This window comes from Mannheimia massilioguelmaensis, from assembly GCF_000940515.1.
Classification (GTDB): domain Bacteria; phylum Pseudomonadota; class Gammaproteobacteria; order Enterobacterales; family Pasteurellaceae; genus Basfia; species Basfia bettyae.
Genome location: NZ_CDQL01000006.1, coordinates 309,318 through 333,202 on the forward strand (window position 1 = coordinate 309,318; position 23,885 = coordinate 333,202).

Below are 23,885 nucleotides of genomic sequence, written 5' to 3' on the forward strand. Positions count from 1 at the left end.
CAGGTTCAGCTTATTTTGATTTAAAAGACATCTTCTCAAATGGAATCTCATATTGAGAAGGGTTAAAAGCCACTCCCTCTAATGCCTTCGCATAAATAGCTTTGGTACGAGAATAAGTTAAAGGAATATATACCGCTTCATCTGCCAGTGTTTTAAACAGATCTGCATATAATGCTTGGCGTTTTTGTTCATCAGGGGTAATCAGTAACTCACCAATAGTGCGGTCAATTTCTGCTTTATTTGGTAATCCTTTTTGTGCTTGGAAATCCGCATGTGCTGGAATACGGAAAGAAGACACAAAAGAAGCAGGATCGTAAGGTTTACCCCAAGAAAGTGAATATTGTAAATCAAAATCACCTAATTTTTGACGATCTAAAAAGGCTTGCTTTTCTTCCCCTAAAATCTGTAGATCTATACCAAGTTTTTTAAAGTCAGCTTGCATTAACTCTGCAATTTCTTTTTCTGAAGCATTATTAACATTATAAGAAAGCAATAACGAAAGTGGAGCACCTGCTTTTTCACGAATTGTTTTGCCTTTTTCTAAAATCCAACCCGCCTCATCTAATAATTTTGCAGATTTTGCTAAATCAAAACCATAGGTTTTCACGTCCACATTTGCATAAGGAACTGTTTTTGACATTAAGGTTTCGGCTACGGTTTCAGCATTATTAAAAATCCCTGTAGCAATTCCCTGTTTATCAACCGCATATTCTAAAGCCTGACGTAATTTTTTATCTTTAGTTAAAGGACGAGCACTATTTAATACAATAGAACGAGAAGCCGTTGGCTCACTCATTGATGAAGCAAATTGTTGAGAATGACTAATTTGCTTGAAAGAATCCATATCCAGCATATCACCATCTGCACCATAAATTAGCTGAATATCACCTTTCTGAAAAGCTAACAACATTGTTTGACGATCTGGAATAACTTGCCAATTCACAGCGTTTAATGCAGGCTTTTTCCCCCAATAATTTTTATTCGGAACAAAACGAGCATATGCATTTTTATTGTGATTTTCTAACATCCAAGGCCCTGTACCTACGTAACAATCAACACCATTGAGGGTTTTTCCTTGTTTAAAACATTTTGGAGAAAGAAAACGAAATGGACGAGTTAGCCCTAATTCAGTTAACGTTGGATAATATGGATGTTTAAGTTTTAAGACTAAAGTAAAATCATCTGGCGCTTCAATATGATCAATTTGTTGTACAAGCTCTAACCAAGCATGACGGTTAAAGTTTTCAATTACTGCTTCCATATTAAGTTTCGCAACCTTGGCATTAAAACTTTCACCATTAGAAAATTTCACATCTTTACGTAAATGGAAAACATAGGTTTTTCCATCTTCGGAAATCGACCAACTTTCTGCGAGCCAAGGTTTTACACCATCATTCGTATTCATCACCAAAGACTCGAAAACCATATTCTGTGCTGCCATTTCACCAGAATAAAGATGTGGATTAATATCTCGAATATCTTTAGTACTCGCATAATCTAATTCATTATTGGCTTGATTAGCATAACTTCCTGTTGTTACTGAAAGTGCGGTCAAAAAAATAAAAATTTTTTTCATACAGTTTTCCTTCTCCTGATGATAATTATTTATGCTAGAAATTATTTCTGAGCGACAATCATAAACATGGGGGTCGAACAATAATTGATTTTTTCAATATCATCCCAAAGTCTTTCCCCTATTTTTGTATCAACGACAAATTGACTAAATCCAATATTCAATAACTGCTGTAAATCCCAATGAGGGCGAAGTTGGCGACTTAAAGGTAATTGGCGAGCAATAGCTTCCATTGCATGGGTATCTGTATTCTCATAATGATCCTCAATTTGTCTTTTTGCTGTATTCGCTCTATCTTGCTCAAAAGCCTTACGACGTTGTTCATCATATAAATAGAGATACCAATTCGCATCAAAATTAATAAGGCGCCCATTAGGCTTTAATACACGAAACCATTCTTGGTAAGCTTGCTCTGGATGTTGCAAATTCCATGTAACATTTCTCGTAACAATAACATCAAAGCTCTCATCAGCAAAAGGAAGTTGATGCACATCACCTTGCACAAAATTAATATTCACATTGGCTTGTTGTGCGTTTTGTTTAGCTTGTTCAAGCATATTATGGGTTGCATCAATCCCTGTTACTTGAAATCCCGCCTTTGTCATCAAAATCGCAAAAAAACCTGGACCCGTTCCGACATCTAAAATTTTAGAAGCGCCTTGAGGAACATGACTAAGAAGCGTTTTTTTCCATTTTTCTCGTTTAATACTTTGTAATTCTTGTTGATTATGTTGGCTATAATCTTTTGCACGATTATCCCAATAGTTAGTCACATTATCTAATAAGCTATTTTGATTTAAATTTAACAACACATTAATTCTCTAATATTCGTTTCATTGCAAATTATGATAAACTATGAAGTAACTTTATGGTCAAGTGTTTTTTCTAATAAAATCAAAGGATAAAAATGAGAATCAGTCAACTTGCAAAAGCCGTAGGATGTACTAACGAAACTATTCGATTTTATGAACAGAGAGGCCTATTGCCCAAACCTAAACGCACTCCCAGTAATTTCCGTATCTATACATCCGAACACTTACAACGTCTTTGTTTTATTTGTTATTGTCGTAACCTAGACATTTCATTGTCAGAAATTAAAATGCTACTAAACCTTGAAAATGGATCTGAAAAGCAAGTTCAAGAAGTCAATCAATTGCTTGATAAACATATTCGTGATGTTGCTAAACGTTTACACGAACTAGACCACTTACGCATGGAATTAATTAAATTAAAACAAAAATGCAGTGAGATGACAGGCACCGATGTAATGCAAAATATTTTTAATACTGAGAATATTCGTTTCCGTAAAATAAACACTTGAGCTAATTTTTTGAGAAGTGTATAATCCGCTCCTTGCAGTCACATTTAATTTTCGTTCCTTGCTTCCGCAGATTGGTGACTGATCTAACAGTCGGAGGCTGATTAACCCGTAAGGAGCAGTAATGCGTCACTACGAAATCGTGTTTATGGTTCACCCGGACCAAAGCGAACAAGTACCAGGCATGATTGAACGTTATACAGGTTCTGTAAAAGAAGCTGGCGGTCAAATTCATCGCTTAGAAGATTGGGGTCGCCGTCAATTAGCATACCCAATTAATAAATTACACAAAGCACATTATGTGCTTATGAATGTAGAAGCGCCTCAAGAAGTCATCGACGAGCTAGAAACAACTTTCCGTTACAATGATGCAATTCTTCGTAACGTAATTATTCGTACTAAGCACGCCGTAACAGAAGCGTCCCCAATGGTTAAAGCGAAAGACGAACGTCGCGCTTCAGCTGAAGTTGAAAACAACGATTTTGAGGATGCTGAAGAGTAATTTGAAAATTGATAATCGTTTATCCATAGTTGGCGTTGTATCTGACCAACCTAAACGAAGCAAAAGCCCTAATGGAATTGAACATTGCCGAATTTGTTTAGAACATCGTTCTGAGCAAGTGGAAGCAGGATTAGCTCGCCAAGCATGGTGTAAAATTTCCGTTCAATTTAGTGGCAATCAATTAATCCAAAAAACTCAAAGCATTACGGTCGGTAGTAAACTGTTAGTGGTTGGTTTTATTACAACTCATAAAACAGCAAATGGCTTAAGCCAATTGGTTTTACATGCCGAACATATCGAATATTTATAGATTAGGAGACTAGCCAAATGGCACGTTATTTCCGTCGTCGCAAGTTCTGCCGTTTCACAGCGGAAAACGTAGTTGAAATCGATTATAAAGATATCGCTACATTAAAGAACTACATTACAGAGAGCGGCAAAATTGTTCCAAGCCGTATTACCGGTACTCGTGCGAAGTATCAACGTCAATTAGCTCGTGCGATTAAACGCGCTCGTTATTTAGCGTTACTTCCATACACTGACAATCATCAGTAATTAATAGAGGATAACGGTAATGCAAGTAATTCTTTTAGATAAAATTGTTCACTTAGGTAATGTTGGTGAACAAGTTAATGTTAAATCAGGCTTTGCTCGTAACTTCTTAATCCCACAAGGTAAAGCGGTTATGGCAACTAAAGCTAACATTGAACACTTCGAAGCACGTCGTGCAGAAATCGAAGCTAAAGTTGCAGCTGAATTAGCAGCAGCACAAGCTCGTGCGGCACAAATTGCAGCATTAGAAACTGTAACTATCGCTTCTAAAGCTGGTGACGAAGGTCGTTTATTCGGTTCTATCACTACTCGTGAAATCGCTGAAGCTATTAAAGCAGCTGGCGTTGAAGTTGCGAAAAGTGAAGTTCGTTTATCAACAGGCCCAATTCGTACATTAGGTGAGCACGAAGTTAAATTCCAACTTCACGGTGAAGTATTCACTTCATTAAATGTGAATGTTGTTGCTGAATAATATCAAGTCACTTGATATGAAAACCCAGCTTACCAGCTGGGTTTTTTATTGTAAACAATGAGATAGGATATTTAAGAAACCTTTCTACTTACCAAAGATAACCATTTCTTTCCTTGCTTTCAGCCCTTCACAATGTCAAACTAACCATGATTAATAATCATCATCCGCTAACGAGGAAAAGATTATGATAAAAAAAATCAAAAATCAGACCGCACTTTTAGATCCTAATTATCAACAAGAATCAGAAAAATATGATAATCCAGTGCCAAGTCGTGAGTTTATCCTACAGACTATCCGTCAGCATAATGCACCGATGTCTCGAGAAGAAATTTTGAAAGCCTTTGCTATTCGAGATGAAGAACGTTCAGAAGGTATACGTCGTCGTTTACGAGCGATGGAAAATGATGGTCAGCTTGTTTTTAATAAACGTCGTTGTTATGTACTACCTGAAAAATTAGATTTACTGAAAGGAACTGTCATTGGACATCGCGATGGTTATGGCTTTCTACAAGTAGAAGGCGCTAGAGAAGATTTATTTATTCCTAATGCACAAATGCAACGTGTAATGCATGGCGACTATGTACTTGCTCAACCAGGTCAGCTTGACCGTAAAGGTCGCCGTGAAGTGCGTATTGTCCGTGTCCTAGAAGGACGTAAAAAACAGATTGTTGGTCGTTTCTTCCTTGAGGAAGGGATCGGCTATGTGGTACCTGATGATAGTCGCATTAATCGTGATATTTTAATTCCCAATGAAAGCCGAAAAGGTGCTCGTATGGGACAAGTTGTCGTGGTTGAACTTAAACCTCGTACGGCGAGTTTCAGCCAAGCAGTTGGAGTAATCACTGAAATTCTTGGCGATAATATGGCAAAAGGTATGGAAGTAGAAATTGCTCTCCGTAATCATGATATTCCCCATACTTTTCCAGCAGCCGTAGAAAAACAAATTAAAAAATTTACAGAAGAAATTCCTGAAGAAGCAACAATCGGTCGTGTAGATTTACGAAAATTACCTTTGGTCACTATTGATGGTGAAGATGCTCGAGATTTTGATGATGCAGTTTACTGTCAGCGTGAAGATGGCGGTTGGCGTTTATGGGTAGCTATTGCCGATGTAAGTTACTATGTACGCCTACGTACAGCATTAGATATTGAAGCTCATAATCGAGGTAACTCTGTATATTTTCCAAATCGTGTGGTACCAATGTTGCCAGAAGTACTTTCTAATGGTTTATGTTCGCTTAATCCACAGGTTGATCGTTTATGTATGGTCTGTGAAATATCGATTTCAGATAAAGGAGAACAAAAAAGCTATCAATTCTACGAAGCTGTAATGAATTCTCATGCTCGTCTTACTTATACTAAAGTGGCTCGTATTTTAGAAGGTGATGAAGAGCTTAGTAAACGTTATGCAGAACTTGTACCCGACTTGAAAGAATTGCACAATATGTACAAATCCTTGGTACAAGCACGTCATCAACGTGGTGCCATTGACTTTGAAACGATTGAAAGTAAATTTATTTTTAATGAATTAGGCCGTATCGAAAGTATTGAGCAAGTAGAACGCAACGATGCTCACAAAATCATTGAAGAATGTATGATTATGGCAAATATTGCGGCAGCGAACTTTATGGAACGCCATCAAGAACCCGCACTATTTCGTATTCATGCAGGGCCAAGCGAAGAAAAATTGGTATCATTCCGTAGTTTTCTTGCTGAATGTGGACTAAGTCTAGAAGGTGGATTAAAGCCAACCACTAAAGACTATGCAAAATTACTTGAAGAAGTGAAAGAACGTCCAGATCATGAATTAATTCAAACGATGTTGCTACGATCTTTAAGTCAAGCTATGTATAATGCGGATAACATTGGTCACTTTGGTTTAGCTCTTGAGGAATATGCCCATTTTACCTCGCCAATTCGTCGCTACCCCGATTTAACTTTACACCGCAGCATTAAATATCTATTAGCTAAAGAGCAAGGAGCTAAACGTAAAACCACAGCCACTGGTGGTTATCATTATAGTTTAGAGGAAATGGATGTATTGGGCGATCATTGCTCTATGACAGAACGCCGTGCTGATGATGCAACTCGTGAAGTGGCTGATTGGCTAAAATGTGAATATATGCAAGATCATGTAGGTGATGAATTTGAAGGTATCATTTCATCAGTCACAGGTTTTGGCTTCTTCGTACGCTTAAAAGATTTGTTTATTGATGGCTTGGTACATATCTCAACCCTAGAAAATGACTACTATCGTTATGATATCGCAGGTCAACGTTTATTAGGTGAAAATAGTGGTACAGTGTATCGCATTGGTGATGTAATTAAAGTTCGCGTTGAAGCGGTGAGCCTTGAACAACGTCAAATTGACTTTGCTTTAGTTTCCAGTGGACGTAAGCCTCGTAGAGAAGGTAAAACAGCCAAAGATAATGCAAAAAAATCTATGCGTTATGCAGAAAGCTATGACAAACAACACAAAAAAGCACAAGCACCCCGTAAAGGAAAAGCTAAAAGTGCGGTTAAAAAATCAAAAAAATTGGTAAATAAAAAAGCCGATAAAAAATCCACAACAAAAAAGAGAAAATAATTCATGTCTGAAAATATTTATGGCATCCATGCAGTAAATTCATTTTTAACCACCGCCCCTGAACGCATTATTGAAGTATTTGTGCTTAAAGGCCGTGAAGATAAACGCTTGCAACCATTATTAAAAGAATTACACAATTTGGGTATTTCTGTACAATTTCTTAATCGCCAAACTTTAGATAACAAAGCCAATGGTGAGGTTCATCAAGGTATCATTGCACGTGTACAACCTGCAAAGGAAATGAATGAGCATGATCTAGATAAGATCTTAGCCAATCAAAAAAATCCCTTAGTCTTAATCTTAGATGGAATAACCGATCCGCACAATCTTGGTGCGGTATTACGTACAGCAGATGCCGCTGGTGTATGTGCGGTTATCGTGCCTAAAGATAAATCAGCACAGCTAACGGCTATTGCTCGTAAAGTCGCTTGCGGTGCAGCCGAAGTTGTCCCACTTATTCGTGTGACTAATCTTTCTCGAACTATCCGTGATTTACAACAAAATCATAATATTTGGGTGGTAGGTACTGCTGGTGAAGCAACCGAAACACTTTATCAAACCAAACTTACGGGGCCACTTGCTTTAGTAATGGGCGCTGAAGGTGAAGGAATGCGTCGTTTAACTCGAGAACATTGTGATCAACTTATTAGTATTCCAATGGCAGGAACCGTATCCTCACTTAATGTATCGGTTGCTACTGGAGTATGTTTATTCGAAATAGTAAGACAAAATATCGCCTAAAAGATCTCTCCAAGAGATGCTAATGGGATGATTATTGTTAACATCCCATTAAGTCAAATAATAAAATTTTGTGATAATCTTCACATTTCTAATATGTCATCCGTGACAATGGAAAACCATATTTATATTATTCGAAATGTTGTAATCTACAAGCGAGAGAACTAAGTTACTCTCATCATATTAAATGCTAAGCTGAGGATTATCGCATGCTGACAATACTTTCACCAAATCAGGCCTGGGTATTATCCGACCCTAAAATTTCACTTTTCTTTCCCATAAAATAATACACTCTTCTCTTTCTTACCTAATTTCATACTTATTTCTTTGAAATAAAGTAACGTGTTTTTATCGCATTTTATAATTGCTCACCCAATTATATAAGGATTTTATTATGGAAAATTTTAAACATTTACCTGAACCATTCCGTATTCGAGTCATTGAACCAGTAAGAAGAACCACACGTGAATATCGTGAACGAGCTATTATTAAAGCAGGGATGAATCCATTCTTACTAGATAGTGACGATATTTTTATTGATTTATTAACAGATAGTGGAACAGGTGCTGTGACGCAAAATATGCAAGCAGCTATGTTGAGAGGAGATGAAGCTTATAGTGGTAGCCGCAGTTATTATGCACTTGCAAATGCAGTGAAAGAAATCTTTGGCTACGAATATACCATTCCAACACACCAAGGGCGTGGAGCTGAACAAATCTATATTCCTGTGTTAATTAAAAAACGTGAACAAGAAAAAGGTTTAGATCGTAGCAAAATGGTCGTTTTTTCAAATTACTTCTTTGATACTACACAGGGGCATAGTCAATTAAATGGTGCGACAGTTCGTAATACTTATATCAAGGAAGCCTTTGATACCGCTGTCAATTATGACTTTAAGGGCAATTTTGACTTAGAAAAATTAGAACAGGGAATTTTAGAAGTAGGCCCCCAAAATGTGCCTTATATTGTCTGTACCATTACTTGTAACTCCGCAGGTGGACAACCTGTTTCTATTGCAAATATGAAAGCCATGTATGCTATTGCTCGTAAATATGATATTCCCGTGGTTATGGATTCCGCTCGTTTTGCTGAAAATGCTTATTTTATTCAACAACGTGAGGCTGAATATAAAGACTGGACAATTGAACAAATTACTTATGAAAGTTATCGTTATGCTGATGCACTAGCGATGTCCGCTAAAAAAGATGCTATGGTACCAATGGGAGGATTACTCTGCTTCAAAGATAGTGCAATGGAAGACGTTTATAACGAATGTAGAACATTATGTGTTGTTCAAGAAGGCTTCCCGACCTATGGTGGATTAGAAGGTGGAGCGATGGAACGTCTGGCCGTGGGATTACATGATGGGTTACGTCAAGATTGGCTAGCCTATCGGATTAATCAAATTGAATATTTAGTCAATGGATTAGAGGAAATCGGTGTCATTTGTCAACAACCTGGAGGACACGCTGCCTTTGTTGATGCTGGTAAATTATTACCCCACATTCCCGCAGAACAATTTCCAGCTCAAGCTTTAGCTTGTGAGCTGTATAAAGTCGCAGGTATTCGAGCTGTTGAGATTGGTTCATTCTTATTGGGAAGAGATCCAAAAACAGGTAAACAGTTGCCTTGCCCTGCAGAATTATTACGCTTAACCATTCCTCGAGCAACTTATACACAAACTCATATGGATTTCATTATTGAGGCATTTAAACAAGTGAAAGAAAATGCAGCGAATATTAAAGGATTAACCTTTACTTATGAACCCAAAGTCCTGCGTCATTTCACGGCACGTTTAAAAGAAGTCTAGTAAAATCAACCGCATATTATCTTAATGTGCGGTTTCTTTTTATCAAATTTCACATCAATATTTTATATTGATAAGGGTCTTATTATGCACAAGAAACCTTCTGTATTTGGTGGAGCCTGCATTATTGCTAGCGTATGCGTTGGTGCTGGAATGTTAGGTTTACCTTCTTCTGGCGCTGGTGCTTGGACAATATGGTCCGTAATAACCATTTGTTTCACCATGGCAATAATGACTATTTCAGGTTGGCTACTATTAGAATCTTATAAAAATTTTGATCTCCGAGCTTCATTCAGTACCGTAACAAAAGCATTATTAGGTAATCAAATTAATTTTCTCAATAATCTTGCAGTTTACTTCGTTGGTGGAATCTTACTTTATGCCTACATCACAGCATCAGGCAGTATACTGGATAATTTAATGAAGCCTTTTATTGACTTAGGTATATCAGGGAGTCGCTTATGGTCTGTCGTTTTTGTATTCGTTTTTTCCTATTTTGTCTGGTATTCAACACGTATTGTTGATCGTATTTCTGTCTTATTAATTATTTTTATGTCTCTATCTTTTATTTTTAGTACTTATGGATTAGCTACAAATATTGATTTAAGCATATTATTTGATTTACAAGGTACAGAAACTAATTATGCACAATATGCTATTGGCATGCTCCCTGTTGCATTAACCTCTTTTGGTTATCACCATTCAGTAGCAACAATGCGAGCTTATTATGGTGAAGAAAGAAAAGCAAAATATGCCATCCTAGGAGGTACTATCATTGCCTTAGCCCTCTATTTACTTTGGTTCTTAAGTATTTTTGGTAATTTACCACGTAATCACTTTTCTTCTATTATTGCTCATGATGGAAATCTTGATATATTACTTAATACATTAAGTAATATATGCAGTAACGAAGTCAAACAAGCGATTCATGCATTCTCTATTGCTGCAATTTTATCTTCATTTATTGGTGTAGGTTTAGGATTATTTGACTTTCTTGCTGATTTTTTCAAATTCGATAATAGCAAATTAGGGCGTACAAAATCTTGGGCTGTCACTTTTTTACCCCCACTTTGCTTATCCTTGCTTTTCCCTCTTGGCTTCTTAAAAGCCATTGGTTATGCAGGTGCGGTAGCAACAATTTGGGCTTGTATTATTCCAGCCGTGCTTGCTTATAAATCAAGAAAAATGCCAAAAGGAAATGAAGGATTCATCGTTGGGGGAGGAACTGCAATGCTGGTAATAGTTATTCTCTTTGGCATATGTACTGCCATTTTCCACTTTCTCTCAATGAATGGCGGATTACCAACATTTAAAGGATGATTAAAACTAGTACAGTCTAATAAAGAACAAGCTATTTTTAGCATCAGTATTCAGTCATTCTATTTATCATGCCTTTAATCTAAAATTAAAGGCATATATTCATCTTGATGATCATATCTATATATCTGCGAATACTAAAATTTTTTAAAATTCTACCGCACTTTGCTCTCTAAACACTTATTATGTCATATAATGGAACATCCCAACTTTCAATAGGTAATTCATCTACTTGCTGACAAGCATGGGCTAGCCCAACGGGAAGAAAATTCTTTTGCTGCCAATGTTGTAAGGTTCGATCATAAAAACCACCGCCCATACCAAGGCGATTAGCATACTTATCAAAAGCAACAAGAGGAGTAAAAATAATATCTAAATCATCTATAAGTATTACATCATTTACATTTAACACAGGTTCTGAAATACCCATTTTATTCCTTTTCATTAAACTATCGGGGCGATAATTGATAAATAATAAATGGCCTTTAGTAAATGGATGTAAAAGAGGAACATAAACCTTTTTACCTTGTTGCCATAAGCTCTCAATTAATAATTTTGTCGAAACTTCACCATCAAAGGATAAAAATAAAGCAATATTATGTGCTTTTCTTTTTACCACCAAGGATAAGGCTTTTTGAGTGATTAATTGCTCGGCTTGAGCTTGTTCAAGTGCGGTAAGATTTTGTCTATTTTTTCGTATTTGTAAACGAAGTGCTTGACGATGTTGGGAAATGGTCTTCATAAATATAAAAGAGTAAAAAGAACCCGAGATGCCGTTGTGGGTGGTCGGTCCTTGAACCCGACGGTTCAAGGGAATCAGTTATAATTGTTTTCAGGTTTCCTACATCAGGATCCTAAGATCAAGGTAAGCATACACACCAACAATAGAGAACCAATTCGAAATATATAAGTATCGGCTCAGGGACGTAACCCGCTGTCGAACATCTCAGGAAGTCTTTATAAGTATACTAACGTAAATTCTTTTTTTTGACTAGTCCTTATTTACTGAGAACAGCTTAACTAGTCGAGTTTTAACCAATCTCATAGGAGCTAGTTTGCATTGGTGTTAACATTGCAATACGCTCTAATGAATGGGTTAATTGCTCAATTTGGTTTTGTAAAACTTTTTCTGTGTTATGTGTTTTTTGCTGTTCTTGCAACAATTCAAAACTTAAATTTAAAGCAACAATCGCCAAGGCTTTTTCTACTTGTAAAATACCTGTCCGTTCCTTCATTTCACTTACACGAGCATCTAGAATTTTTGCTGCTTCACGCAATGAATCATGCTGTTCTTCAGGACAATTTAAACGTAACACTTGACCTAAGAAATTAACTTCAATCGTTTTTGATGACATATCATAACCGCCTGTTTTGCAAAATTTCTCTTATTATGCCACACAGAAAAATTTTCGTCATAGATAATCCACAAAACAGTGGTAGAATGACGGTATCTTAATCAAGCAATAATAGTGAAAATATATGATTTCTTACTCAAATTTAAATCAACAACTTAAAACTTCAGGGATCGGAGCGACTTCTGCAGAATTACATGGTTTTCTTAGTGGTCTATTATGTGGAGGTATCAATGATGAAAGCTGGCAGCCACTCCTCTATCAATTCACCAATGATAATCATGCTTATCCAACCTCATTATTAAATGAAGTTGCTGAAGTCTATCAAGCGATTCAATTACAGCTAACAGATATGGATAACTTTTCTTTTGAATTATGGCTACCAGAAGAAGATGATGTATTTTCCCGAGCAGATGCGCTTTCAGAATGGACCAGTAATTTTCTTTTAGGTCTTGGTTTAGTCCAACCTAAATTGGATAAAGAAAAAGATGAAATTGGCGAAGCTATTGATGATTTACATGATATTTGTCAATTAGGTTATGAAGAAGACGATAATGAAGAAGAGCTTAATGAAGCTTTAGAAGAAATCATTGAATATGTACGTACAGTCGCAACCTTGTTCTATACCCATTTCCATCCCTCTAAAACTGAAGGAAAACCGATTTTACATTAAGGAGTAGAAAATGGATTTAGCTTATATGGACACTTTACCTATTGAAGAATTTATTCAACGTCGCGAAAAAATAGGCGAACAATTAGCTGATAATTCAGCGATGATCGTTTTTTCAAATATTGAGCAACGCAGAAATAATGATTGCACTTTTCCATTCCGTCAAGATAGTTACTTTTGGTATTTAACAGGTTTTAATGAACCTGATTCTGCATTAATTATTAGCAAACAGAATGCACAAATAACTACAACTATCTTTGTACGTCCTTCTGATCCGCTCATGGAAACTTGGAATGGTCGCCGTTTAGGAGTCATCAATGCGCCTACTAAATTACGTATAAATAAAGCTTTCTCCATTGAAGACTTCAAACAAGAAGCGACTAAAATTTTTAAAAATTTAACCGCACTTTATCATTATCAAGGATTACAACCTTGGGGTGATGAACTACTTAATGAAGCCTTTAGTACACCTCCGCAATATATTTGCTGGGCTCCAATCTTAGATGAAATGCGATTGTTTAAATCAGCTAATGAAATACGCTTAATGCAACAAGCTGGACAAATCTCTGCATTAGGGCATATTAAAGCAATGAAACAAACTCGTCCTAATCGCTTTGAATATGAAATTGAAAGTGAGATTCTTCACGAATTTAATCGTTTTGGGGCTCGTTATCCATCTTATACTAGCATTGTAGCAGGTGGTGAAAATGCTTGTATTTTACATTACACAGAAAATGATCAAGTTCTCAGAGATGGTGAATTAGTACTCATTGATGCAGGCTGTGAATTTGCCATGTATGCTGGAGACATTACTCGCACTTTCCCTGTAAACGGCAAGTTTACTCAACCACAACGTGAAATTTATGAAATAGTTCTTAAAGCTCAAAAACGTGCATTAGAGTTATTGGTCGCTGGTAATACCATCCAGCAAGTCAATGATGAAGTGGTGCGTATCAAAGTACAAGGCTTATTAACTCTTGGCATTATGCATGGAGATATTGATGAACTTATCAAAAATGATGCACACCGTGAATTTTATATGCATGGATTAGGTCACTGGCTAGGCCTAGATGTGCATGATGTAGGAAGTTATAGTAAAGATACTCAAAATGGCAATCGTAATTCAAAAATACGTAATCGCCCATTAGAAGTTGGCATGGTTTTAACTGTTGAACCAGGTCTTTACATTTCTCCTAAATCTAATGTACCTGAACAATATAAAGGAATTGGGGTACGTATTGAAGATAACATCCTAATTACCGAATATGGAAATAAAGTCTTAACTAGTGCAGTTCCCAAAGAAATAGCAGAAATTGAAGCCTTAATGGCAGAAAGTCATTGATCACAATAATAGGAGATAAGGAGGCATCAGCCTTCTTATTTTTTATCTGAAAAACTGAATAAATACTTTAAAATTTTACCGCACTTTTAATACGCACTTAACGATAATTTTATTTATCCTACAATAACAAATTATTAAAATAATATTAAATTCAAAAAGTCTGATTATTCAACTTTGGTAATGCTACTACAGATGATATTATTGCAATGAAACTGAACGGAATGAAAGAGGGAATGACACCTCAAGAATTCGTTAAATATCAAAAAGATCGTTTTAATATAAATTATGCTCAAGCCAATAATGTGAATTATACGCAAAAAGAGCAAGTCTATTTTTCCGATCGTCCATTAGCAAGGATAAGCGTAGCAAATGCAGTAACCCAATCACAATAAGCTATCAGTAATATGCAGAACCTTGCTCAAGGTCAAAATGTGACGAATAATAGCAAACAAATGTTGTCGTAAATTGTGGGGTTGTTGTAAGCTCATCAGCGAATACTATTTCTGGTGTGGGGGTCTGATTTTGCAAAAGGTGTGCAAGATAGAGTAGCTCCATTAATGCGTCACAATGTGGGGTTACATTAGGTTATGAATAAGTTGATTTTATTTTTTGCTCTTTGTTTCAGTTCAATATCTTCTTATGCAAAGACTTGTCTTTATGAGAAAGGTAATTCTTTAGCTCAGAGAGAACAGTGCTTGATCAAGAGAATTAGTGTAGGTAGCCAATTTTTTATTGATAAGATTAGAATGGGTAAGCGTGTAATAAAATTGCACGCTGCCCAACTCACATCATATGTAACAGGCTATGAGGTTGCGTTCATAGAAGAAAATGGACATAAAATTAATGCAAAATACGCTATCCTTGATGATAAATTAAATTTATCTAACGGCTCAATGAAAAATGGATTTGTTTTGTAAGTGATGCTAAAGAAGAGTCGATTTACGAAGAATACTTGATTAGAGATGTTGAAACAAAAGGTCGGGCTATAGGCGAATAAACTATGAATAATTATTATGCAGAAATACAAAACTTTACTGATACACTAGAAAGTGTTGCATCAATTTTTCTGAATAAAAAAATTATTTTTAGTTATAAATTTGGGGCTTTGGTACATAATTATAAATTATCTCTGTCTAGCAAGTATTTTGTAACTTGTCTAGCCAATAGTAAACACGAGGATAGCGGTAAAGTTTTTATTTTTGATGTGGAGAATAATCAACTATTATTTTCCGGAGTTCTTGAAATAGGAACTATCAAAGAATTCTTTTTTATTAATGAAGCTGAAGATTTGTATGTGGTCAATGATTTTGGATCTTATGAAATAGATAAGAATGGAGAAGTTGTTGATTTGGAAAGGGTATATTATGATGCGGTTATGGCTGCCCATAATAATTCTATCTATTTTATGGATTCTTATCTGAAAGATAAAAATTTTTCGGATATTTCGATTAGGCAAGTAATACATTCATTAGATCGTATTATAGATAATCAATTCAATCAATTTCACGGTATTTATTGGTCTGCTCTAGCATTAAGAAAACGAGGGGAATACCTAGAAATGATTGGTGAGAATGAAGAGGCTTTTCTAAATTATATTGACGCAATATATTTAGACCCAAAAGTAGGCGTAAAAAGAAAACTTACTACATTAGGCAAAAAAATTGGAGGTTAATATACGGGATTTTTCACCTTCTGAGAGAGCTTTAAGAATAGAAGAAAGCTGCAAATTGAATAGAGAAATTTCAATTGCTAAGTCTGATGCTATTTGGCAATCAATTCATAATAGTAAGATTATTGAATTTGATGATCTTTGCGTAGAAGTTAGTTCATCTAATCAATCAAATAAAAAACAAAAGAATTATTCCATATCTAAATCCTTGTTTAGAACTATATTATGGTTTTTAAATTGTCTTAAAAAATAGTAATTATACTTATAACCATAAAATTATTGTGCTTGGTTCTTATTGTGTTAACTTGCATCGTTGTATTTAATTTACTATTTAAGTCTTAAGTATTGATTAAATAACCAAAACCGAAACATCTTCAAGAAAAGCATTTAGTCTTCTAAAAGTGTTTCGGTTTCTTCTTCATTGGGATTAACGATATTCAGGCTGCTATCAACCTTTGAAAGAATACAATCAATACCACATTCATTGATAAATGCTGAATTAACCAGTGTTTAAAAAGATCTTTCATAGTTTCCTCCCTTGTCTTCTGTAAAAGGCTATGCTCACCTTAACGCAAGCCACTTATTAAATTACGCAAATGTGGGAACGTTTTGGGAACACTCTGCGATAAATCGGTTCGGATTGGTAGCAGAAAATGACACAGCAACAGAAATATCACACAATAAAAAAGCCGTAAGTTACTGATTTTAAAGAGATAACTTACAGCCAATTGGATTTTCTAAATGGCAGGGGCGGAGAGGCTCGAACTCCCAACACCCGGTTTTGGAGACCCATTTAATATAAAAACAGTCAAATACATAAACAATTAAATTTCAATGACTTGCATTTCTAACCACTATATATTTATCCATTCAAAATATCAACTAGATATATCATTTTAGTTCTTTTTGGGAATGTTTTGGGAACATTCCTAGAGCAAACCTAACTATACCTACCAATAAATTAAATCATATACATCTATTATCATTAAATAGCTCTCAATACAAATACATTTAGTTTGTATAAATGTGTAAAGTGCAGTAGCAATTTACCGCACTTTGTGTTTATGGCTAAGCATCTGTTTCTTTAATTTTACCACCAGCAAACATATAAGGATTAACATATCCCGCATATTCTTCTGGTTCAAAATCTTCAGGTTGAGGTTTAATTAATTCATTCAATGCAAATTCGTATGGTATTACTGACCAATCTGGTACAGCATTAATAGTAAAGGTGTTTACTGATAATGCCTCTTTACCTTTATCTTTTGCTTCTTTTGACACAAAAGACGTCATAGTTATAAATGTTTTACTATTTATATAATCTACTTGCAATCCAGAGACTATGTGGTATTTCTGTGTGGCTCCTGTGCGTGATTCCTCTGTTGTTTTTTCTATGTATTTCATTTTTTTACCTCATATATAAAAATAAAACCGCCATAATGGCGGTTGGTTGGTTAAAAGTTAAGAAAGGATTAAAAATATAAAATCACAATTAATACGAGCTCTCTCACTGTTATTAGCTTTAATTGTAATAGTGTATTCAGTATTTTCTTTTAGAGTTACCACTCCTTTAATTACTTCTTTAATAGTCTCGCTATAATTAGCGCTTGCGCCTGATTTAGCAAAACTGGTACTATTTGCTAATATTTCTATAGATGCGGATACTTTAGAATCTTTTTTTAACACATTAGCATGGTGAATATCATACCAGCTATCATTAAGAACTAAGATCCTACGTTTGGAACTGCTTGAAATAGTAAATGCACTACTATCAGAGCTATTAAAAGATACTTTATGTTTTTTATAAGTACACACATCGTCTAAAATATTTTTGGCGTAAACATTACCTGTAAAAACGCCAGTACCACCGTTAATTACTGCTCCTTTAATAGTTGTACCATTTATCGTACCACCATTGATTGTCGTACCGTTTATTGTTGCGCCTGTGACAGTCGTACCAGATACTTTACCTCCGTTAATATTAGGCGCTGAAATACTTTCGTTGGCTTTAATGTGCTTACCTAAAATTGTACCATCAGCAATTAAATCACCATTTACAGCCACTTTGTTATTCACGATGGATAGCATTGATATAACATTACCATCACTGGCGTTTTTAACTACTCCAAACTTATCAGCCATCACAATAACAGATGATTCAACCGTTTTATTATCGGCTATTGCCCCCATAGCAATACCTGCAATAGCAGTGCGTCCACCTGATATAACTTGCGTTTTTAAGGTGTGTGTTGCAGAGACCTTGCCAGATACATTAGCTAAAGTACCACTTAACGAAGATACCGTAGATGATACATTGTCAATCTTACTAGTTAATGATTTACTCGTTTGAGCAATTGTTTTATCAGTATTAGCTACTGTAGTTTGGATATTGCTAATATTTGATGTATTATTATTTACCGTACTGTTTAATGTATTAATACGATTTGATAAAGCACTATCGGCATTAGATCTCGCTGTAGCCTCTTCATTTATTTTGGCATTTATTTTGCCAAAATCCGCATTAATATTACTTACCTGAGTTGATACCGAACTGCTTAAGTCAGTAACAGACTTTTGGATATTAGTAATATTAGATTCAGCCCCACTTACTCTAGAGGTCAACGATGATACCGCATCAACAATCGCTTTATCTTTTGTTGCTTGAGTAGATTTATAAGTAGTTAAATCTGCACTGATAGCATTAATAGCACTAGCAGTATCTTCAGGGGCTGGCGACCAGTCCGTTGCAACGTTACCACGTTCGATTTTCGGTTTTTTAAACTGTACCGTCCCAATTCGTGAATAACCTAAAATAAACCGCCAATTGCTAAAATTATTATCGCTTGCACCTACTGGAGTAAATGTCCAAGTATAACGTTTCCATTCGGAGGTAATGGCAATACTACCTAGATCATTATTCAACGTTTTACCACCAGTAACAGCATCCTCTCTTAATGTCGCCCAAATGGTTGGATCGCCATCTAAACAACGAGCATAAAAGCTAGCAGTATATTCAGTGCCTGGTTCAATTTTAGCTAGAGCAACATTATTATAGTTGTACTTAGGTTCTGTGCGAATCCCCATTAATGCATTGGTTTGTACTTGCTTAAATTTTGCAGTTGTACCTGTTACTGTCACAACACCATCAGCAACATTAACGGTCGAACCATCTCTATCAGCAACTCCAAAATCCCAGATCGAATTTTTATCAGTATAAACACCCGTTTTAAATTCACTATCCTGGATATAGTTACGTCCACCAATCGATAAACTATCAATTTTACTGTTTAAATTACTACTCACCTCACTTATGGCTGAGTTTTGGTTTGCTACAGTTTTTTGTATAGTCGCAATGATTGACTCTGCACCACTAACGCGACTAGTAACAGCATTAATTAATTGAGCATTTGCATTATCGCCTGCAATCCGAGCTTTTTTTTCGTCTTCTATACCTGATATAGCTTGGTCCGTTTTAGCCGTTACACTGCTAATCAATTTTGCTTGATCCGCATCAATTTTTTGCAATTCTGTAACCGCAGTACCACGTATTGTTGCTTCTGCTTGGATAGCTTTAGATAGGTTAACACTTTCCGCTTTAATCGCTTCTGTTCTTTTTGTTGCTTCTGCTTGGATAGCATTGGTTCTTTCTTGCGTTTCCGTTAGCACTTGAGCAACGACTTTTGCTACTTCGCTTTTACGATTTTCCGCTTCGCCATTGACTGCATTGGTAATATCGGCATTAAGACTATCAATTAGACTTTTGCCCAATTGAGTTTTAGTAATTTTACCATCTAGAGCAGAGACAATCATGTTAGTATCTTGGCTTGGCAAGCCTTTGATTGATTGAGTAAATTCTCCCTTGTTACCTGATTTATCACCAATTCTCGCCCAAAAATATAACACGTCATCTAAGCCAACATTAGTAACAGTGTAATCAGTTTGAGGATACGATAAACTAGCAATTTTATCTGCATCATTTAAATCATTAGATGATGACTTCCAAATTTCGGTGTAATACCCTACTTTAGCTAAGGTCGGCAATTCCCAACTTAATCCCACTGCAAACAACTGACTTTTTGCTTCAAAATTTTTTACTAATAAATTAATTTCAAAGGACTTGGTGACCGCATTAGAATATTGTCCTTGAGCGTTCTTAGCTCTAATTTCAGCGACATAACTACCGTTAGGTAAACCTTCGAAGTTGAGTTTAGGCTCTTTTAAGCCTTGATAAACTTTATAAAATTGACCATTTTTATAAAGTTTTACCTCATAGCTTAAAATACTAGTGGAATATGAGGACTCCCATGTTAATACAATACCATTATCATCAGTTACGGCTACATCTGTAAAATTCACACTGTTTGGTATTGATTTATAAATCGTAGTAGCAGTTTCTACAAAATGAGCAGAATTATCTACGATTGCCTCTTTCTGTGGCTCGTGCTGTAAAGCAGTAATTGTGTTTGTGCCATCGGCATTTTCCACAATTGAGATTGAGCGATATAAACCTGAGGTAATTTGTTTGGTCGATAATGACCACACGCCGTAGCTCTCTAGCCCAGTTGGTGTGCCATCTAGCGTAATTTCAGGTCCATTTATTGAGCGAATTTTGATTGTGGAGTGCGTTGCTTCGCTGTTGATATAAGTAAAATAACTTGTATCATCAATAGTGATTTCACGATCTAATGTCACTTTCTTGCCATTTACCGCCAACACTCGCCCACCGATTGCCGTGCCTGCGTAGGATTCATCCGCCACGCGGATAATATCCCCTGGTAAGTGCATTAATCCCTCACGACCGACGAGAAAAGTAATGGTTTCCTTTTCTCGTTTTTCGGTTTCCAAGATCCATCGCCCTGTGCGGTAGGCTTGCCCGCGTGAAGTGCAGCCGAATGCGGTAACTTGTTGCAGATTCAAACCATGCTTTTTGATTTCCTCATCATCAGAGACATACTCAATCGCACTTTCATATCCGTTATTTTTATCGGAATAACTCACTTGTACTGCATTATGGCGTGATTTTCGTGCGGAATAAGAACGCTCAAAACCATTTACCACATTGGCATTGGTGTAAGTCCAAACAGGATCACGAGGGCGGTCAATAATAAACGACACTTCTGTACCGTTCCAAACAGGAATCGCACGGAATACTGAGCAAAAATCATTGAGTAAGTCATAGGCAGTTTTAACTTCGGTCAGCCACACATTACAGGTAAAACGTGGCTCTTGTCCGCCAATTCCATCTGGCACAAGCTGATCGCAATACCGTGACACATCGTATAATGCCCATTTATCAAAGCTGATTTCAACACCGAGCATTTTACTGAGGATAGGGGCTAAATCGTAAATCTCCCACGCTGGGTTATCCGTCCATGTAATTTTAAATGTACCGTCCCATAAGCCTGCATAAGTACGAGTAGTAGGATCGTAATTACTTGGCACCTTGACTTTTTTAGCTTTAATTAAATAGTTTCGAGTTGGGATACTATTAAAATATTCGGAGTCAAAACTAACACCTGCCACAGCCGAATTCGGATAAGTAAATTCAGTGTCGATAATTTCAGTGTAGCTGCTCCAAATTGTGCTATTTTGTAGGCGTTGAGATTCACTGTCATTTGTGATCCTCTCAACCGAAACATTAAATGGTACTGGCGGTAAATTTTCAAATACCACGGATTCTAGATATTGAGAGCTGTATTTACCTTTAAAAGTATAATTGGTTGTTTTATCTCCAATCTTAATACTAAGATTGACACTTGTACCATTAGTATCTCCCTGGTTATTTTGCTCATATAAAGCTTTTACTCCTAGGGTTAAACGCAAGCGAGTCACTCGTTCATCGGTGACAGTGCGAACGATTGTTCCAGTTTTTTTCTTGACTTCTACGCCGACATTAACCTCATTTTGTGAGCTGTCATAGCCATCTAGGATATTCTGATCTTGCGTACCAACATTTAATTGACCGCTCACATTATTAAAATTGTAGCTACCATCATCGTTTTGCACTTTGGTGCCATCAAGGTATATGGATTTAAAACCATCAACTAAGCCCTCGATTTCACCCTCGCAGAGTAGCTCCACAATATTAACAATTTGTTTTGAGCGACCTGTTTCAGGTGCTTCTATTGGAGTATGACTACCGCCACCACCGCCTTTTGCTCCATAAATACGCATATCTAACCTTTCTTGCTAAAAATTGATTTTTTTCGGTTTGCTGGTTTATTTTCTTTAATCGTTACTGTCTCAACACCTTGCGAAATTACCAGTGAGCCTGTACGAATTAATCCGTAAGCTAAAGGCACAGGTTTACCTTGAGCAACGAGATTGTTTAGGTTCGAAAACGCTGTTGAGCTTTCTTTTTCTGTTTCGTTACCTGTGCCTGATGACATGTTTGGAGTCCTCGTTAGCATTTGAGCAACACCACCTAATGTCATCGCAATACCGATTGAGCCAATTAAATTTGATCCAGCCATACCACCAATTAAACCTAGTGGAGCAAACATCGCAATACCAATCAATGCCACACCTAATACAGCTTGAAAAATACCACCGCCTTTTGCTCCTTGAATCACAGGCGTGAAAGTAATGGTTTGCCCTTTTTTTAGGCGATAAAAAAGCCCTTTTTCAAGGGCCGAATTATCTAAATACTGTTTGCCAATACGGACTTTATAAATGCCGTCTCGTAGGGTTTCACGCAAGCCGTGTATTTGCGTACACAAGGCTCGGATCGCTTCTGCTGTATCTTTTACTTCAAGTTTAAAGTCTGAGCCGAATTTTTTAAGGTTACCGTAGAATTTGACTGTAATCATTTTGAGTATCTCTACTATTTTATAATGTCAAGATGTTCTTTTCTTAATAAGAAAGATATTGCTTAAATGGAAAGCTTCTCTTATTTATTTCGTAATGACCTAATAGCATTTAAAATGTTTGCGAATTGCCATATAAAAACAATGAAAGAAACGCAAGCAGTAATTTCGTATAGACCGTATTGCATAAACAACTCCTTGAATAAAGGGATAATTAGTTTTAAAATGTCTTCCATAGTATATTTAATCATTCTCCGATAATGGTTAAATTGAAACCCCGAGGTGCTGCAAACGCTTCGGGGTTTGTTTTTTCCGATTGCGCTGTGAAATCATAACAATGCTAATTTTCTATGTAAGGAGGAAGAACTTCCACACGTTTGCTTTGTTAAGTGTATTTTCACAACTTAAAGACTTAATTTCTTTTAAACTGTTTTAAAGATTTTTTGCTAATATTGAACCGCAATATCATTCAATATGCCGTCAAAATCTAATTTATCTGCCAGCTTATGCCGCCAAATGCTGTGCGTATGACGGAGCCAGTAGCCGTCGTATAAATCACGTTTAGATAATCGGTTTGGGCTGTGGTGAATCACCATTTGTCCACCAATATAAATTGCGGCGTGATTTGGCACATCCGCCCCCACTTGCATTAAAATCACATCACCGATTTGGGGCGTTTCTACTCGCTCAAAGCCTTGTCCTTGGATATTATCCAAATAGAGATTTTGCCCTGTGTGCCACCAGTCGTCTGTTCGCTCAAACTCGTCCATTTCGTAGCCTGCCAACATATAGGCATCACGATAGAGTGTATAGCAATCCATTACACCGTGCTGAAATTCACGCCCAATCAACGGCGGTACATTGCGGAATTTGTGGATTTGCTGATTTTGCACCAACCACCAATCCAGCCCTGTTTGTACCTGCATTTGCCGATCTGCGGTGGATAACACTGGCTTGCTGTTTGGCTCAGGGTGGGAATGCACCACCGCCACTAACTTACCTTTTTCTTCCGCCTTGATGTAATCAAGATCGGAAATTTCAAAATAATTGGCTTTATCCTCTGCTTGGTTTTCGCAAGGGATAAACTGATTTTGCGTGCCGTCAAAAACAATAAAACCGCACATTTCGTACGGTTCGTTTTCAAGAGCGTAGTTGATAATCTGTTGTTCGAGTTCCATTT

General features: G+C 36.4%; 23 protein-coding genes and 1 other RNA gene. 15 read left to right on the plus strand and 9 right to left on the minus strand.

Annotated elements, in window-relative coordinates; all coding sequences use genetic code 11:
* Positions 1-10: 10 nt before the first annotated feature.
* Positions 11-1,576, minus strand: a complete 1,566-nt coding sequence (nikA, locus tag BN1226_RS06220; RefSeq protein WP_044470438.1) for a nickel ABC transporter substrate-binding protein — start codon at positions 1,574-1,576, stop codon at positions 11-13.
* A 41-nt stretch (positions 1,577-1,617) separates the two neighbouring features.
* Positions 1,618-2,385: a class I SAM-dependent methyltransferase gene (locus tag BN1226_RS06225; protein ID WP_044470439.1), complete on the minus strand. Its 768-nt coding sequence runs from the start codon at positions 2,383-2,385 to the stop codon at positions 1,618-1,620.
* Positions 2,386-2,480: 95 nt separating this feature from the next.
* Between BN1226_RS06225 and BN1226_RS06230 the strand changes: the two genes are divergently transcribed.
* From BN1226_RS06230 to BN1226_RS06270, 10 genes are all read left to right on the plus strand, one after another.
* Entirely contained in the window at positions 2,481-2,894 is a 414-nt protein-coding gene (locus tag BN1226_RS06230; protein WP_005759885.1) for a MerR family transcriptional regulator, read from the plus strand.
* A gap of 121 nt (positions 2,895-3,015) precedes the next feature.
* On the plus strand, positions 3,016-3,393 hold the full coding sequence (rpsF, locus tag BN1226_RS06235) for a 30S ribosomal protein S6 (RefSeq protein ID WP_005759888.1): 378 nt from the start codon (positions 3,016-3,018) through the stop codon (positions 3,391-3,393).
* Positions 3,380-3,703 carry a primosomal replication protein N gene (gene priB, locus BN1226_RS06240; RefSeq protein WP_044470440.1) on the plus strand — a complete coding sequence of 108 codons (324 nt, stop codon included), beginning with the start codon at positions 3,380-3,382 and terminating at the stop codon, positions 3,701-3,703. Before rpsF ends, priB begins: the two co-directional genes overlap by 14 nt.
* A 17-nt stretch (positions 3,704-3,720) precedes the next feature.
* Positions 3,721-3,948, plus strand: a complete 228-nt coding sequence (gene rpsR, locus BN1226_RS06245) for a 30S ribosomal protein S18 (protein ID WP_005759927.1) — start codon at positions 3,721-3,723, stop codon at positions 3,946-3,948.
* Between the two features lie 19 nt (positions 3,949-3,967).
* The gene (gene rplI, locus BN1226_RS06250) at positions 3,968-4,417 is read left to right on the plus strand and encodes a 50S ribosomal protein L9 (protein ID WP_044470441.1); all 450 of its coding nucleotides are present in this window, start codon (positions 3,968-3,970) and stop codon (positions 4,415-4,417) included.
* Positions 4,418-4,601: 184 nt separating this feature from the next.
* The gene (gene rnr, locus BN1226_RS06255) at positions 4,602-7,004 is read left to right on the plus strand and encodes a ribonuclease R (protein WP_077064993.1); all 2,403 of its coding nucleotides are present in this window, start codon (positions 4,602-4,604) and stop codon (positions 7,002-7,004) included.
* Positions 7,005-7,007: 3 nt separating this feature from the next.
* Positions 7,008-7,745, plus strand: coding sequence for a 23S rRNA (guanosine(2251)-2'-O)-methyltransferase RlmB (gene rlmB / locus BN1226_RS06260; RefSeq protein WP_044470442.1), 738 nt, complete (start codon positions 7,008-7,010; stop codon positions 7,743-7,745).
* Positions 7,746-7,951: 206 nt separating this feature from the next.
* Positions 7,952-8,029: a tryptophanase leader peptide gene (tnaC, locus tag BN1226_RS10970; protein ID WP_077064999.1), complete on the plus strand. Its 78-nt coding sequence runs from the start codon at positions 7,952-7,954 to the stop codon at positions 8,027-8,029.
* A 107-nt stretch (positions 8,030-8,136) separates the two neighbouring features.
* Positions 8,137-9,552 carry a tryptophanase gene (gene tnaA, locus BN1226_RS06265; RefSeq protein ID WP_044470443.1) on the plus strand — a complete coding sequence of 472 codons (1,416 nt, stop codon included), beginning with the start codon at positions 8,137-8,139 and terminating at the stop codon, positions 9,550-9,552.
* Positions 9,553-9,636: 84 nt separating this feature from the next.
* Positions 9,637-10,869, plus strand: coding sequence for an aromatic amino acid transporter (locus BN1226_RS06270; RefSeq protein WP_044470444.1), 1,233 nt, complete (start codon positions 9,637-9,639; stop codon positions 10,867-10,869).
* A 169-nt stretch (positions 10,870-11,038) separates the two neighbouring features.
* Here the strand turns inward: BN1226_RS06270 and BN1226_RS06275 are convergent, their stop codons facing one another.
* The 3 genes from BN1226_RS06275 to BN1226_RS06280 form a co-directional block, all read right to left on the minus strand.
* A complete protein-coding gene (locus BN1226_RS06275) occupies positions 11,039-11,608 on the minus strand; it encodes a 5-formyltetrahydrofolate cyclo-ligase (protein ID WP_044470445.1) in 570 nt (189 codons plus the stop codon).
* Positions 11,609-11,624: 16 nt separating this feature from the next.
* Positions 11,625-11,822, minus strand: a non-coding RNA gene (gene ssrS / locus BN1226_RS10590) — 6S RNA.
* A gap of 75 nt (positions 11,823-11,897) precedes the next feature.
* Positions 11,898-12,221, minus strand: coding sequence for a cell division protein ZapA (locus BN1226_RS06280; RefSeq protein ID WP_005759894.1), 324 nt, complete (start codon positions 12,219-12,221; stop codon positions 11,898-11,900).
* Between the two features lie 124 nt (positions 12,222-12,345).
* On the opposite strand from BN1226_RS06280, the gene BN1226_RS06285 reads away from it, so the two are divergent.
* The 5 genes from BN1226_RS06285 (at position 12,346) to BN1226_RS06300 (ending at position 15,902) form a co-directional block, all read left to right on the plus strand.
* Positions 12,346-12,891: a YecA/YgfB family protein gene (locus BN1226_RS06285; protein WP_044470446.1), complete on the plus strand. Its 546-nt coding sequence runs from the start codon at positions 12,346-12,348 to the stop codon at positions 12,889-12,891.
* A 10-nt stretch (positions 12,892-12,901) separates the two neighbouring features.
* Positions 12,902-14,230, plus strand: a complete 1,329-nt coding sequence (gene pepP / locus BN1226_RS06290) for a Xaa-Pro aminopeptidase (protein WP_044470447.1) — start codon at positions 12,902-12,904, stop codon at positions 14,228-14,230.
* A 233-nt stretch (positions 14,231-14,463) separates the two neighbouring features.
* On the plus strand, positions 14,464-14,622 hold the full coding sequence (locus tag BN1226_RS10775) for a hypothetical protein (RefSeq protein WP_156149903.1): 159 nt from the start codon (positions 14,464-14,466) through the stop codon (positions 14,620-14,622).
* 195 nt (positions 14,623-14,817) lie between these two features.
* Positions 14,818-15,147: a hypothetical protein gene (locus tag BN1226_RS06295; protein WP_044470448.1), complete on the plus strand. Its 330-nt coding sequence runs from the start codon at positions 14,818-14,820 to the stop codon at positions 15,145-15,147.
* Positions 15,148-15,230: 83 nt separating this feature from the next.
* The gene (locus tag BN1226_RS06300) at positions 15,231-15,902 is read left to right on the plus strand and encodes a hypothetical protein (protein WP_044470449.1); all 672 of its coding nucleotides are present in this window, start codon (positions 15,231-15,233) and stop codon (positions 15,900-15,902) included.
* Positions 15,903-16,967: 1,065 nt separating this feature from the next.
* On the opposite strand, the gene BN1226_RS06310 is transcribed toward BN1226_RS06300, so the two are convergent.
* The 4 genes from BN1226_RS06310 to BN1226_RS06325 all read right to left on the minus strand — a co-directional run bounded on the left by BN1226_RS06310 (position 16,968) and on the right by BN1226_RS06325 (position 23,883).
* Entirely contained in the window at positions 16,968-17,303 is a 336-nt protein-coding gene (locus BN1226_RS06310; protein WP_044470451.1) for a hypothetical protein, read from the minus strand.
* A gap of 57 nt (positions 17,304-17,360) precedes the next feature.
* Positions 17,361-22,073 carry a phage tail protein gene (locus tag BN1226_RS06315; RefSeq protein WP_077064994.1) on the minus strand — a complete coding sequence of 1,571 codons (4,713 nt, stop codon included), beginning with the start codon at positions 22,071-22,073 and terminating at the stop codon, positions 17,361-17,363.
* A 2-nt stretch (positions 22,074-22,075) separates the two neighbouring features.
* Positions 22,076-22,708: a tail assembly protein gene (locus BN1226_RS06320; RefSeq protein ID WP_044470452.1), complete on the minus strand. Its 633-nt coding sequence runs from the start codon at positions 22,706-22,708 to the stop codon at positions 22,076-22,078.
* 443 nt (positions 22,709-23,151) lie between these two features.
* A complete protein-coding gene (locus tag BN1226_RS06325; RefSeq protein WP_044470453.1) occupies positions 23,152-23,883 on the minus strand; it encodes a C40 family peptidase in 732 nt (243 codons plus the stop codon).
* Positions 23,884-23,885 lie beyond the last annotated feature (2 nt).

What these genes read in the sequence shown, in the direction of transcription:
- nikA (WP_044470438.1), bottom strand. Translation starts at nt 1,576, where the DNA reads ATGAAAAAAATTTTTATTTTTTTGACCGCACTTTCAGTAACAACAGGA.
- BN1226_RS06230 (WP_005759885.1), top strand. Translation starts at nt 2,481, where the DNA reads ATGAGAATCAGTCAACTTGCAAAAGCCGTAGGATGTACTAACGAAACT.
- rpsF (WP_005759888.1), top strand. Translation starts at nt 3,016, where the DNA reads ATGCGTCACTACGAAATCGTGTTTATGGTTCACCCGGACCAAAGCGAA.
- priB (WP_044470440.1), top strand. Translation starts at nt 3,380, where the DNA reads ATGCTGAAGAGTAATTTGAAAATTGATAATCGTTTATCCATAGTTGGC.
- rpsR (WP_005759927.1), top strand. Translation starts at nt 3,721, where the DNA reads ATGGCACGTTATTTCCGTCGTCGCAAGTTCTGCCGTTTCACAGCGGAA.
- rplI (WP_044470441.1), top strand. Translation starts at nt 3,968, where the DNA reads ATGCAAGTAATTCTTTTAGATAAAATTGTTCACTTAGGTAATGTTGGT.
- rnr (WP_077064993.1), top strand. Translation starts at nt 4,602, where the DNA reads ATGATAAAAAAAATCAAAAATCAGACCGCACTTTTAGATCCTAATTAT.
- rlmB (WP_044470442.1), top strand. Translation starts at nt 7,008, where the DNA reads ATGTCTGAAAATATTTATGGCATCCATGCAGTAAATTCATTTTTAACC.
- tnaC (WP_077064999.1), top strand. Translation starts at nt 7,952, where the DNA reads ATGCTGACAATACTTTCACCAAATCAGGCCTGGGTATTATCCGACCCT.
- tnaA (WP_044470443.1), top strand. Translation starts at nt 8,137, where the DNA reads ATGGAAAATTTTAAACATTTACCTGAACCATTCCGTATTCGAGTCATT.
- BN1226_RS06270 (WP_044470444.1), top strand. Translation starts at nt 9,637, where the DNA reads ATGCACAAGAAACCTTCTGTATTTGGTGGAGCCTGCATTATTGCTAGC.
- BN1226_RS06275 (WP_044470445.1), bottom strand. Translation starts at nt 11,608, where the DNA reads ATGAAGACCATTTCCCAACATCGTCAAGCACTTCGTTTACAAATACGA.
- BN1226_RS06280 (WP_005759894.1), bottom strand. Translation starts at nt 12,221, where the DNA reads ATGTCATCAAAAACGATTGAAGTTAATTTCTTAGGTCAAGTGTTACGT.
- BN1226_RS06285 (WP_044470446.1), top strand. Translation starts at nt 12,346, where the DNA reads ATGATTTCTTACTCAAATTTAAATCAACAACTTAAAACTTCAGGGATC.
- pepP (WP_044470447.1), top strand. Translation starts at nt 12,902, where the DNA reads ATGGATTTAGCTTATATGGACACTTTACCTATTGAAGAATTTATTCAA.
- BN1226_RS10775 (WP_156149903.1), top strand. Translation starts at nt 14,464, where the DNA reads ATGACACCTCAAGAATTCGTTAAATATCAAAAAGATCGTTTTAATATA.
- BN1226_RS06295 (WP_044470448.1), top strand. Translation starts at nt 14,818, where the DNA reads ATGAATAAGTTGATTTTATTTTTTGCTCTTTGTTTCAGTTCAATATCT.
- BN1226_RS06300 (WP_044470449.1), top strand. Translation starts at nt 15,231, where the DNA reads ATGAATAATTATTATGCAGAAATACAAAACTTTACTGATACACTAGAA.
- BN1226_RS06310 (WP_044470451.1), bottom strand. Translation starts at nt 17,303, where the DNA reads ATGAAATACATAGAAAAAACAACAGAGGAATCACGCACAGGAGCCACA.
- BN1226_RS06315 (WP_077064994.1), bottom strand. Translation starts at nt 22,073, where the DNA reads ATGCGTATTTATGGAGCAAAAGGCGGTGGTGGCGGTAGTCATACTCCA.
- BN1226_RS06320 (WP_044470452.1), bottom strand. Translation starts at nt 22,708, where the DNA reads ATGATTACAGTCAAATTCTACGGTAACCTTAAAAAATTCGGCTCAGAC.
- BN1226_RS06325 (WP_044470453.1), bottom strand. Translation starts at nt 23,883, where the DNA reads ATGGAACTCGAACAACAGATTATCAACTACGCTCTTGAAAACGAACCG.